General features: G+C 67.1%; 4 protein-coding genes and 1 pseudogene. All 5 read left to right on the top strand.

What is annotated here, in order from left to right; genetic code table 11:
- Positions 1-500: 500 nt before the first annotated feature.
- A pseudogene (locus JWN03_RS18755) lies at positions 501-2,096 on the top strand (DNA polymerase III subunit gamma and tau); the annotation flags it as partial.
- 2,201 nt (positions 2,097-4,297) lie between these two features.
- The gene (locus JWN03_RS18750; protein ID WP_297616324.1) at positions 4,298-5,509 is read left to right on the top strand and encodes an acetyl-CoA C-acetyltransferase; all 1,212 of its coding nucleotides are present in this window, start codon (positions 4,298-4,300) and stop codon (positions 5,507-5,509) included.
- Positions 5,510-5,545: 36 nt separating this feature from the next.
- Positions 5,546-7,699 (top strand): 3-hydroxyacyl-CoA dehydrogenase NAD-binding domain-containing protein, encoded by a 2,154-nt coding sequence (locus JWN03_RS18745; RefSeq protein WP_297616321.1) that lies wholly within the window; start codon positions 5,546-5,548, stop codon positions 7,697-7,699.
- Between the two features lie 207 nt (positions 7,700-7,906).
- Positions 7,907-11,536: a serine/threonine-protein kinase gene (locus JWN03_RS18740; protein WP_297616318.1), complete on the top strand. Its 3,630-nt coding sequence runs from the start codon at positions 7,907-7,909 to the stop codon at positions 11,534-11,536.
- Between the two features lie 225 nt (positions 11,537-11,761).
- Positions 11,762-13,225 carry an alpha/beta hydrolase gene (locus tag JWN03_RS18735; protein ID WP_297616315.1) on the top strand — a complete coding sequence of 488 codons (1,464 nt, stop codon included), beginning with the start codon at positions 11,762-11,764 and terminating at the stop codon, positions 13,223-13,225.
- Positions 13,226-13,263: the final 38 nt, after the last annotated feature.

Raw genomic sequence — 13,263 nt, 5'->3', positions numbered from 1 at the left:
AAAATTTGGTTGTGCCCCGGTCGGGATGAGGGACCGGCCGGGGCCACCAACCTGATGAAGGTTTGGCTACCGAAGTTGCCGATGTCCACGGTAGCCAAACGATTGCGATCTTGCTGCATCGGTTGATGTGATCGTTATGTCCGGTCTGCCAAGTTGAAACCGAATGCGCATCCGTAAATGGTGATCTTGGGTGGAGGCCGCGTCCGGCTATCGCCCCAGGAGGACGCGCTAAGAATTTGCTCGCTTGGACAAGCAATACCGAGTTCAGTCCGGTCGGTATCGAACAGGCGCGCAGATTGCATGTGACATACGCCACATGGGTGTCAGGTTTAGGTTTGTCACCTCATGTTCGCGGCCCGCCCGGGTCTGGACTGACGTAGCGGGGGAGCGAAGCGGAGGAGCGGAGGAGGGAAGGCCCGGGTAACAGGGCCGCGAACCCGCCGCAGCGAAGCGGAGGCAATGAAACAGAGTGTCGGAGGTACTCGGTACCCTCAGAAGCCGTGGCTCTGTACCGGAAGTACCGACCGGCAACGTTCGCTGAAGTGGTGGGGCAGGAGCACGTCACCGATCCCCTGAGTATTGCGCTCGACACCGGGCGGATCAGTCATGCCTACCTGTTCTCCGGACCGCGCGGATGTGGCAAGACCTCCTCCGCGCGCATCCTCGCGCGCTCGCTGAACTGCGTGGAGGGTCCGACCTCCACACCGTGCGGGGTCTGCCACTCCTGCGTCGCCCTGGGCCCGGGCGGGTCCGGCAACCTCGACGTCATCGAGCTCGACGCCGCGAGTCACGGTGGTGTCGACGACACCCGTGAACTGCGCGATCGCGCCTTCTACGCCCCTGCCGAATCCCGGTACCGCGTCTTCATCGTCGATGAGGCGCACATGGTGACCACCGCGGGCTTCAATGCGCTGCTCAAGATCGTCGAAGAGCCGCCCGCGCACCTGATCTTCGTCTTCGCCACCACCGAGCCGGAGAAGGTCCTCCCGACCATTCGCTCCCGGACCCACCACTACCCGTTCCGGCTGCTCCCGCCCGCCACCATGCGCGGTCTGCTCGGCAAGATCTGCGACCAGGAAAACGTCCAGGTCGAAGAGTCCGTGTACCCCTTGGTGATTCGGGCCGGCGGCGGCTCCCCGCGCGACAGCCTCAGCGTCCTGGACCAGCTGCTCGCGGGCGCGGGGCCGGAGGGTGTCACCTACCCCCGCGCCGTCTCGCTCCTCGGCGTCACCGACGTCGCATTGATCGATGACGCGGTCGAGGCCCTCGCGATCTCCGACGGCGCAGCCTTGTTCGGCACCATCGACCACGTTGTCGAGGCCGGTCACGATCCCCGCCGCTTCGCCACCGACCTGCTCGAACGCCTCCGCGACCTCATCCTCATGCGCGCCGTCCCCGACGCCGTCGAGCGCAACCTCGTCACCGGCCCCGGCGATGTCCTCGACCGCATGCACGACCAGGCGCAGCGCATCGGCCCCGCCACCCTCACCCGCTACGCCGAACTCCTGCACGAGGGTCTCGGCGATATGCGCGGCGCCACCGCCCCCCGCCTCCTCCTCGAGGTAGTGGCGGCCCGCATGCTCCTCCCCGCCGCCACCGACACCGAGGTAGCGACCCTCCAACGCCTCGAAACCCTCGAACGCCGCATGGCAGGCGGCGCCCTCCCCGCCGCCGCCCCCGCAGGCAGCGCGCCCCCCGCCCCCCGCCCCGCTGCCGCGGCCCAAGCCTCGCCCGCCCCCGCAGCCCCGCCGACTTCCGGCGAGCCCCGCCGTCGCGGCGCCGAGGCCCTCGCAGCCCTCCGCGGCAACCGCGGCGAAACCCCCACCGCCCCAACCCCTCCCCAGCAGACCACTGCGCCACGCCAGGCTCCGCAGGCTGCCCCACCCGCCGCTGTGCCACGCCAGGCTGCCCAGCCCGTGCCGTCCCAGCCCACAGTGGACTCGCCCGCCGCACCGCCCATGCAGTCCCAGCAGGCCGTCCGGCCTGCGACTGTTGCGGGACAACCCTCGGCCCAGCCCGTCGCTGCGCAGCCCGAGGCTCCGCAAGCGGTCCGGCCCACCACGCCGGCTCAGGTCGAGGCCGCTAGGCCTCCCGCTCCCGCGCTGAAGTCCGATGTGGTCAGCGGTGCGAGCGCGGCAGCAGGCGCCGCTGCGGCTGTGTCGCAAGGTGATTCGCCGGAGACTGCCCCACAGGTCGCGGTTCGCCCACCCGAAATGAGCGCTGCCCGAGTCCCTGTCGGCGAGTCCGCACCGGCGAGCAGCACCACCGCGCCCGCGGAAACTCCTGCACAGCAGCCTGTTTCCGCACCGCCCGCCGAGGTTGTGGCGCAAGCCGCAATGGCCGAGGGCGCCGCACAGGAGCCGACTTCCGCAGCTGTACAGACGGCGACCTCGCCCGAGGTTTCGGCCGCCGCCCCGAGCACCCGCACAGCTGATTCCTCCAATGCGGCGCAGGCCGCCGGCTCCGCTGCACAGGCGGCGGTCACTACGCCGCCCACGGCGGCGGTGGCGCAAGCCGTTGTCGCTGAAGGTAGCGCGCAGCTGTCGGCTACTCCGTCTGTAAAGACTCCTGCCGCGCAGGAGGTTTCCTCCGCTCAGAGCGTGGGAGCGGTTGATTCCGCAGGCGCCCCGCATGCGGCCGCCTCCGACCGGGCTGCGGAAGCTCCTGCGCAGCAGCCTGTTTCCGCGCCTCCGGCAACCGTGGTGGCACAGGCGGCGGTGGCTGAGAGCGTTGATCTGGATCCGAATCAGACGAGCCTGCTGCCGGAGCTTGATGGGGTTGTCGGCGAAAGTGGTTCGGAGACTGCGGCGTCGGTTGATGCAACGGCTGCTGAAGTGTCCGCGCCGGCCTTCGCGTTCTCGGCCCAGTCCGATGAGCCCGCTGACGCGCCGCAGGAAGAGCTTGATGTCCCGCTCTTCGACACGCCGGAAAGCTCGGCAGTGCAGATCGTCGCCGGATCGACGGCTGTGTCTGCGGCGGCGGAAGCCATTGGGGCCCAGCCCGTCGCGGCTGCGAGTGCTATCGCAGCCGGTGCCGATTCAGGTGCCGAGGTTCCCGATGCAGCGCCTGCGCTGGACTCCGAAGCGGTCAGCGGGGCCGAAACCGGTGCTGCGACAGCAGGCTCCGAGTCGGTGGCCGGTGCTCGAGCGGACGCGGCGGACGCTGTGCAGGTCGCGGATGTGGCAGCGGTTCCCGCCCCGTCGGCGGAGGTTGCGGTAGCTCCTTCGGCTGCGGCGCAGTCGGCTGTGTCGGCGGGGCTCGATGGGGATGAGCTGCTGCGGGAGATCGAGGGGGCCTGGGCGGATATTCGGGCCAAGGTGCGGGAGTTCGGGGCCACGGTGCAGGCGATGCTGTCCGGCGCTTCGGTGTCGCGGATCGACGGCCAGTTGATCGTTTTCGCGCATCCCAACGAGATGCTGGCGCAGCGGTTGGCGCAGCCACAGAATGTGCAGGCGGTGCGGTCGGCGGTACAGGCCGTGCTCGGCCGCGATCATGACGTGAAGTGGGAAGTCGGGGGTGCGGGTGCGCCACCGGCCGCGCGGGGTGCGGGCAAGGGCCCGGCCGCGGGCGGTGAGGCCGCTCCGAAAAAGGCGGCGGCGAAGTTCTCGCGGCCCAGCCAGTCGAAGAGTGCGACGGCGAGTGCCGGTGCGGCGACGGCCGTCACGGATGGGACGGACTGGGGCAATGGTCCTACCGGAGGTGGCGCAGTTGCGACGGCAGCGGTGAGCGCGCCTCAGGTGGCGGAGGTGGTGGCTCCGGCCGAGCCGCGGGTCTTCGAGCGTCCCGCCGCGCCGCGGAATACACCGCCGGAAGACGATATTCCGCTGCCCGACGGTCCGGACCTTCCGGACGACCCGGGGCCCTCGGACTACTCGCCAGTAGGTTATGACAGCGTCCCACCTGCTATTACGCCGGAGGACGAGCGCGAGATGATGGCGGAGGCGGCCGTGCCGGTGCCCCCGGAGGAGCGTCGCGACCCTGATGATGTGGCCTTGGAACTCCTGCGCGCCGAATTGGGGGCCACTCCGCTGGAGGGTTGACAGTTGCCCTGTGAGACGCATTAAGTTAACCGGAGTTCGCATCGGGCGGTACTATGATCGGGTGGCCGTGAGTATCGGTTCGGCGAAGTTCTAAGGTATGCCCAGGCGTACGGGTTACCTGCGAGCGCGTCGGTCGGCTCGTGAGGCTGTTTGTACAGCGTCAGACGGTTGGCTGGAAGGCTCACCGGCGAGGTTATGGCTACGTGCTGACCGCACAACGCGGTGTCGGCGCACATTACGGAAGGAAGAACTCCGATATGACCACAGAGGCCTACATTTACGAGGCCATCCGCACCCCGCGCGGCCGCAATCGGAACGGGTCGCTGCACTCGGTCAAGCCGATCGATCTGACCACCGGTCTGGTCGAAGAGCTGCGGAAGCGCTTCCCGAACCTCGATGAGGATCGGATTTCGGACATCATCCTGGGTGTCGTTTCCCCCGTGGGTGACCAGGGCGCCGATATCGCTCGCACCACCGTGCTCACCGCCAAGCTCCCCGACACCGTCGGTGGCTTCCAGATCAACCGCTTCTGCGCCTCCGGCCTCGAGGCCGTGAACCTGGCTGCCCAGAAGGTCCGCTCCGGCTTCGATGACCTGGTCATCGCCGGTGGCGTCGAGTCCATGTCCCGCGTGCCCATGGGCTCCGACGGCGGCGCCATGTTCATGGACCCGGCCACCAGCTTCGGCGCCTACATTGTCCCGCAGGGCATTTCGGCCGACCTGATCGCCACCATCGAGGGCTTCACCCGCGATGATGTCGACGCCTACGCCGTCCGCTCGCAGGACCTGGCCGCCAACGCCTGGAAGAACGGCTACTTCACCAACTCCGTCGTCCCGGTCAAGGACATCAACGGCCTGACCGTGCTCGACAAAGACGAGCACATGCGCCCCGGCACCACCGCCGCCGACCTCGGCAAGCTGAACCCGGCCTTCGCCGGCATCGGCGACATGGGTGGCTTCGACGCGGTTGCCATGCAGCGCTACACCTACGTCGAGTCCATCAACCACGTGCACCACGGCGGCAACAGCTCGGGCATCGTCGACGGCGCCGCCATGGTGCTGGTCGGCTCCGAGGAGGCAGGCGCCGCTTCGGGTCTGACCCCGCGCGCCCGCATCGTCGCCACCGGCACCTCCGGCGCGGATGCCACCATCATGCTCACCGGCCCCACCCCGGCCGCGGAGAAGGCTCTCGCCAAGGCGGGCCTGAAGCGTGAGGACATCGACCTCTACGAGATCAACGAGGCCTTCGCCTCCGTCGTCCTGAAGTTCCAGAAGGACCTGCAGATCCCGGACGAGAAGCTGAACGTCAATGGTGGCGCCATCGCCATGGGCCACCCGCTGGGCGCCACCGGCGCGATGATCACCGGAACCGTTGTCGACGAGCTGCACCGCCGCAACGCCCGCTACGGCCTGATCACCCTTTGCATCGGCGGCGGCATGGGTGTCGCCACCATCATCGAGCGCGTCTAACGCCTCCCCCGACTTTTTTCAGGAGAACGAAAACACATGACTGAGAACATGATCGGCTGGGAAAAGGACGCCGACGGCATCGTCGTGCTGACCATGGACGACCCCAACCAGGGCGCCAACACCATGAACCAGCTCTACAAGGACTCGATGAAGGCGACCGTCGATCGCCTCGAGGCCGAGAAGGACGACATCACCGGTGTTGTCATCACCTCCGGCAAGAAGACCTTCTTCGCCGGCGGCGACCTCAAGAACATGATGAAGACCACCCCGGAGAACGCGGCGGACATCATGGAGGAGCTCGGCAATATCAAGGGCGACCTGCGTCGTCTGGAGAAGCTGGGCAAGCCCGTCGTCTCCGCGATCAACGGCGCTGCCCTCGGCGGCGGCCTGGAGATCACCCTGGCCACCCACTACCGCATTGCCGCCGACGTCAAGGGCGTGCAGCTGGGCCTGCCCGAGGTTTCCCTCGGCCTGCTCCCGGCCGGTGGCGGCGTCACCCGCATCACTCGCATGCTGGGCATTGCAGGCGGCCTGATGGGTGTCCTGTTGCAGGGCAACAAGTTCACCCCGGCCAAGGCCAAGGCCACCGGCATCATCAACGAGGTTGTCGGCTCGATCGAAGAGCTGATCCCGGCCGCCAAGGCGTGGATCAAGGCCAACCCGGACAAGGGCGTGCAGCCCTGGGATGTCAAGGGCTACAAGATCCCCGGCGGCACCCCGTCCACCCCGGCGCTCGCCGCCAACCTGCCTGCCTTCCCGGCCAACCTGCGCAAGCAGATCAAGGGTCAGAACATGCCGGCGCCGGTCGCCATCATGTCCGCCGCGGTCGAGGGCGCCCAGGTCGATTTCGACAACGCGTCGCTGATCGAGTCGCGCTACTTCGTCTCCCTGCTGACCGGCCCGGTCGCGAAGAACATGATCCAGGCGTTCTTCTTCGATCTGCAGTCGATCAACAACGGTGGCTCGCGTCCCAAGGACGTGCCGAAGCGTGAGATCAAGAAGATCGGCGTCGTCGGCGCGGGCATGATGGGCGCGGGCATCGCGTACGTCTCCGCGAAGGCCGGTTACACCGTCGTGCTCAAGGACGTCACCATCGAGGCGGCCGAGCGCGGCAAGAACTACTCCGAGAAGATCGAGGCCAAGGCCCTCTCGCGTGGCAAGACCACCGAGGAGAAGTCCAAGGCGCTGCTGGCTCGGATCACCCCGACCGCCGATGCGGCCGATTTCGCGGGCGTCGACTTCGTGATCGAGGCTGTCTTCGAGAAGCCGGAGCTGAAGAACGCGGTGTTCCACGAGATCGAGGACATCGTCGATCCCGATGCGCTGCTGGGCTCGAACACCTCGACCCTGCCGATCACCCTGCTGGCCAATGGTGTGAAGCGGTCCGAGGACTTCATCGGCATCCACTTCTTCTCCCCCGTGGACAAGATGCCGCTGGTCGAGATCATTCGCGGCGAGAAGACCTCGGACGAGGCGCTGGCCCGGGTGTACGACTACACCCTCGCGATCCGCAAGACCCCGATCGTGGTCAACGACAGCCGCGGCTTCTTCACCTCGCGCGTGATCGGCACCTTCATCAATGAAGCGATCATGATGCTGCAGGAGAACATCGATCCGGCGACCATCGAGCAGGCCGGTCTGCAGGCCGGTTACCCGGCGGCGCCGCTGAAGCTGAGCGATGAGCTCAACTTCGAGACGATGAACAAGATCTTCAAGGAGACTCTTGCGGCCGCGGAGAAGGAGGGCAAGAAGATCTCTGCCTCCTCCCTCGCCTCGGGCAATGTCATCGACACGATGATCGACAAGTTCGATCGCAAGGGCAAGCTCGGCGGCGCCGGCTTCTACAACTATGTCGACGGCAAGACCGCCGGCATCTGGGAGGGCCTGCGTGAGGCCTTCGGTTCCAACCGCGAACTGCCCGAGGGCGTTTCGCTGCAGGACCTGAAGGACCGCATGCTCTTCATCGAGGCCATCGAGACCCAGAAGTGCTTCGACGAGGGTGTACTGACCACCACCGCCGACGCCAATATCGGCTCGATCTTCGGTATCGGTTACCCGGCCTGGACCGGTGGCGTGCACCAGTTCGTCGTCGGCTACCCGGGCGGCACCGCCGGCTTCGTGGCTCGCGCCGACGAGCTGGCTGCCAAGTTCGGCGAGCGCTTCGAGGTTCCGGCTTCGCTGCGTAAGTAGTACGAGCACGCAGGGCCCGGGTTGCGGAATCGCGACCCGGGCCTTGTCGTTTGTATAGGTATGGCACAGAGCAGCCAGGACGGCGGCGTGGGAGCGAATACCGCACACATCGGTGCGTCTCGCGCTACGTTTGGAATATGCGCGGGTAGAACACCGGAATCGCCCGTAGATTCGGTGCGCGCTCGTCACAGCGGGAGGTGGGCCGAGATGAATCCACAGCCGCGTCCGGAGGGCTCTCCGGGCGACTCTACTCGCCCCGAATCTGCCACGCAGTCATACGTTCCCATCAGCATCGTCGATGAACTCGAGGCCATGGGCCTGGTCGATGCCGAGGAGGTCGGGCGCGGCGGGTTCGGGGTGGTCTTCCGCTGCACGCAGCGCATTCTGGATCGCATTGTCGCGGTGAAGGTGCTCTCGACCGAGATAGACGACGAGAGCCGGGAGCGCTTCCTGCGCGAGGAGCACGCCATGGGGCGGCTCTCCGGGCATCCGAATATCGTCGACATCCTGCAGGTCGATGTGACGGCGAGCGGCCGGCCCTACATTGTGATGCCGTATGCGACGCACGGGTCGCTGGAACAGCTGGTGCGCGACAACGGCCCGCTCACCTGGTCCGATTCGCTGCGGGTCGGGGTGAAGCTGGCGGGGGCCATCGAGACCGCGCACCGCGCCGAGGTACTGCACCGGGATGTGAAACCCGCCAATGTGCTGTTGAGCCGATACGGGGAACCGCAGCTCACCGATTTCGGAATCGCCCGCATCCCAGGCGGTTTCCGCACCTCGACCAGTTTGATCACCGGATCGCCCGCCTTCACCGCCCCCGAAGTGCTCAAGGGTGACGAGCCGACGGTGCGCTCGGATGTGTACGGTCTCGGATCCACCCTGTTCGCCCTGCTGACCGGCCATGCCGCCTATGAGAGGCAGTCGGGGGAGAAGGTGATCGCGCAGTTCCTGCGCATCACCAGCCAGCCGGTGCCGGATCTGCGGGAGCTGGAGATTCCACCGGCCGTGGCGGCCGCCATCGAAGCGGCCATGTCACCCGATCCGCGTCATCGGCCCGAATCCGCTGTGGAATTCGGGGAACTGCTGCGCACAGTGCAGGCCGGGCAGGGGCAGGTGCCGGACGAAATGGCGCTGCTGGACGGTGCCGCGGACGCCGAGTCCGGTTTCGTGGACGGCACGGAATCCGGTGCCACCCAGCAGTATTCGCGGCAACGCCCCGCCACCGTGGTGAGCTCCCCGCGCAATCGTTCCCTGATACTGCGGCCGGGGACGCCGAGCGGCATCTCCCCGCCCATGGGCGGCGTGAGTACGCCGACCGGAAATACGCTGCCGCCCACGGCCACTACGAAATTCCGCCCGCCGACGCCCGCGCGTGAGCCGGTGTCGCGTCCGCGGCTGCTGGAACCGCTGCGGGCCGGGGGACGGCGGCGGCTGGCAATCATCCACGGCCCGGCGGGATTCGGTAAGAGCACCCTGGCGGCGCAGTGGTGCGCCGAACTCACCGATCGCGGAGTCGCGGTGGCCTGGATCGGAATCGATCGCGGCGACGACAATGAGGTGTGGCTGCTGGCCCACATCATTGCGGCTATTCGCCGGGTGCGGCCGGAGCTCGGGGCCGGGCTGGAGCAGGTGCTGGAGGAGCGGCCGGCCGAGGCGGTCCCGTATGCGGTGTCCGCGCTCATCGACGAGGTGCATGCCGGAGGGCATACCGTCGTGGTGGTCGTGGACGACTGGCACCGTGTCACCGACACCGGTGCGCATCGGGTGATGGATTCGCTGCTCGACAATGGTTGCCACCATTTGCGTTTCGTCGTCACCAGCCGGGAGCGGGCCGGATTGCCGCTGAGTCGGCTGCAGGTCGCGGACGAGCTGGTCGAAATCGGTTGTGAGCAGCTGAGTCTCACCGAGGAGGAGACGCGGCAGATTCTGGTGGATCGCACCGGCCTGCAGCTCACCGACCGGCAGATCGAGCAGATATACACCGCCACCGACGGCTGGCCGGCGGCCATTCAGCTGGCGGGCCTGTCGTTGCGCGCCCGGGGATCGGATGCGGATAAGCTGATCTCTCGAATATCCGGTGACAACAAGGCAATTCGCGAATATCTCGCCGAGAATGTGTTGGACAGTCTGGAACCGCGCATGCTCGACTTCCTCACCGGAATCTCCGTACCGGAGCGGGTGAACGCCTCATTGGCGGAGGCGCTCACGGGTATTGCCGAGGCCGCTCAGCTGCTCGATCAGGCCGAACAGCGCGAGCTGTTCCTGCATCGGCTCTCCGAGGATTCCTCCTGGTATCGCATGCAACCCATGGTGGCGGAGCATCTGCGGGCACGGCTGGAGCGAGCTCATCCCGGGCAGGTGAAAGCACTGCACCGCAAGGCTTCCCGCTGGTTCGCCGAACATCAGCTGCTGCGGCAATCGGTGGATCACGCGCTGGCCGCCACCGATTTCAAATTCGCCCTGGATCTGGTCGAGAACGGCGGGATGGATCTGATCGACCGCTCCCGGTTGGCGACGCTGTTCGGCACGGTATCGAAACTGCCTGTGCAACAGGTGGCTTCGCGCAGCAAGCTGTTGATGGCGCTGGCGCGGGCCAATGTGAATCTGCAGCAGTCCGGCGCCGCGCGCACCGCACTGGGCAAGCTCTCGAGCATGCTGGCGCGCAGCTCGCCCACGGATGCGGAGGCGGTGAATCAGCGCTGCCAGGCCGCCGTGCTGGCCGCCGCCGATCAGGTGGCGCGGGACCGCACCGACGGTGTGCTGGACAAGCTCACCGACTGTCTGGAACTGGCTGACGAGCTCCCGGCCTGGACGGTCTCCACCGCCGCGAATCTGGTGTCGTTCGTACGACTCTGTGATTTCGACTTCGACGGCGCGCGCGGCATGCAGGAGTGGGCCGAGCCCTATCACCAGCGCTCCGCCGATCCGCTGGGCGAGGTGTTCGGCCTGTGCAGTCAGGGTGATGCCGCCTACGAGCAGCTCGATATCGCCACCGCCACAGCCTGTTTCGAGCAGGCGTGGCAGACGGCACGGGATCGCTCCGGCCCGCGCTCTGATTCGGTGCGGGTGGCGGCGGCGCTGCTGGGTGAACTGGCTTATCGCCGTGGCGATCTGGAGAGCGCGGAACGGCTGCTGGACCAGAGTCATCAGCTGGTCACCCATGTCGGGCCGGTCGACTTCCTGGTCAGCATCTTCGTCATCGGCGCCCGGGTGAAGGCGGCGCATGGTGATCTCGATACCGCGGCCGCCCGCCTGGACGAGGGGGCGCGGATCGCCGCCGATCGCAAGCTCGTCCGCCTCGCCGCACACATCCGGGCGGAACGTCTCCGGCTGGGCCTGCCGTCCGATCAGCTGACCGCCGGTCTGGTCACCGATCCCATGGTCCGTTCCGTCCGGCATCTCACCGGCGCGGCCGCGCTGGCCTCCGAGGCCGAGGAGATCGCCGTCATCCGCGCCCTGCTCGCCCGCCACTACCGGGGGGACGACCGCGGCGGCACGGATGCGCTCGCACCCCTCGGCACGGACGACACCGCCGTCAAACGGGCCCGCGTGCTGCATGCCCGGATACGCGAGAAGAATCGGCCCCGAGCCGAACTCGATGCGGCCCTGCTGCTCACCGAATGCCTCTCCGCTTCCGGCTGGGTGGGTGAGTCCATAGCCGTCCTGACACCCGTCGTGATCCGCTGTGCCCAACTCGGCTGGACGCGTCCGCTCCTGGACGCTGGGCCGGGCGTACAGGGCATTCTGCGCACCATGCGCCAGTTCGCGCTTGTCGATACCGGCAACCCGGACACCCCGGAGCTGCCGCGCGCCTTCCTCGACTCGCTACTCTGAGCAGCCGGGCGCAAGACCCTCGTCGTCGCAGTCGGGTGCAAGACCCTCGTCGTCGCAGTCGGGTGCAAGACCCTCGTCATCCCGGCGTGCTTGTGGCCGGGATCCTTCTTAACCAGGTCGATTCCCCCTGGAAACACGTCCGAATTACGAGTGTTCATGCGGTCGCCAGGGTTCGTTGAGGTCGTTCACAGGGTTTCTCGAGGAAAGTCATCGACAATCGCCGACGTGCTATCCACCCGAGTGCTGTCGCAGACCCCACCCCTGGCGCCGCCGCCGGCGCCGCACGCGCCGGTGAATACGGGGCATCAGGGATTCGAGTTCCATCACGGACTTTCGCTGCTGAACGGCTGGGTCCCGCAGGTGGCGGCGTTCCTGGCGGTGTTCGCGCTGATCGTCGCGCTGGCGCGGTTCAACAGGAGATGGTGGCTGCTGAGTGTGCCGATCTGTCTCGCCCTCGGGGTGGCGGCGGCCTTCGGCGCCTGGATGTACACGAATGACGAAGGGCTGGCGTCGGATCCGGCTCCGATATTGCTGTGGGTCTGCATCGGCATGATCGCGGCGGCACTCGGCGCGATTGTGGTGGGTTTTCGCCGGGGCCCGTGGTGGCAGACGGTCGCCGCGGTACTGGCGGTGCCGTTTGCGCTCGTGAATGCCCTGATCGTGCTGGACCAGTGGGTCGGTTACTACCCGACGGTGCAGTCGGCCTGGGCCGCGGTGACCGCCGAGCCACTGCCGCATCAGACGAGCCTGGCATCGCTTGCCGGTCTGCGGAATACGAATGTCGGCACGGGCCGCATTGTGCCGGTGGATATTCCGGAGAGCGGCAGTCACTTCAAGCATCGCACCGAGTACGTCTATCTGCCCCCGGCCTGGTTCGCCGGTGACAAGCCGCCCGCGCTCCCGGTGATCATGATGATCGGCGGCGAGTTCAATACCCCGAAGGACTGGGTGAACAGCGGCCAGATCATGCCCGCGGTGGACGATTTCGCGGCGAACAACAACGGCCAGGCGCCGGTGCTGGTCTTCGTCGATTCCGGCGGCAGTTTCAACAATGACACCGAATGCGTGAACGGCACCCGCGGCGATACGGCCGACCACCTGACCAAGGATGTCCCCGGCTACGTGGAGTCGACCTTCGGCGTCTCCGCCGATCCGGCCGAGTGGGCGGCGGTCGGCTGGTCGATGGGCGGCACCTGCGCGGTGGATCTCGCGGTCATGCACCCGGAGCTGGTCGACACCTTCGTCGATATCGCGGGTGACCTGGGCCCGACCGCGGGCACCAAGGACCAGACCATCCGGCGGCTCTACGGCGGAAATGCCGATGCCTGGGCACAATTCGATCCGCAGACCGTGATGGCCAAGCACGGCCCGTACAGCGATATGGTCGGCGTCTTCGACGATCTGACCCCGCCGAAGCGGCAGGCGGAGATGTACCAGAAGTACTCCCAGATGCACGGCCCCGCCAAGGATGACGACAATGCGGGTCTGGGCGGGCACGACGGCGTCATGGACACCGGTGAGGTCGGCGCGGCGGACACGCTCTGCGGCGATGGCCGCAAGGTGGATATGACGTGCTGGGTGAACACCGCGGAGGGTGGTCACACCTGGCAGTTCGCGTCGTCGGCCTTCACCTCGTCGCTGCCGTGGCTGACGGCTCGCCTCGGACTGCCGGTGCAGAATCAGTCCTGAGCGAAACAGGCTGCTGCCCTGAGCGAAACAAGCGAAAC

It is taken from the genome of Nocardia sp. (assembly GCF_025465275.1).
GTDB lineage: Bacteria > Actinomycetota > Actinomycetes > Mycobacteriales > Mycobacteriaceae > Nocardia.
This window is presented reverse-complemented; position numbering and strand designations above follow the sequence as displayed.

Coding starts and splice junctions, on each gene's coding strand:
- JWN03_RS18750 (WP_297616324.1), top strand. CDS start 4,298: ATGACCACAGAGGCCTACATTTACGAGGCCATCCGCACCCCGCGCGGC.
- JWN03_RS18745 (WP_297616321.1), top strand. CDS start 5,546: ATGACTGAGAACATGATCGGCTGGGAAAAGGACGCCGACGGCATCGTC.
- JWN03_RS18740 (WP_297616318.1), top strand. CDS start 7,907: ATGAATCCACAGCCGCGTCCGGAGGGCTCTCCGGGCGACTCTACTCGC.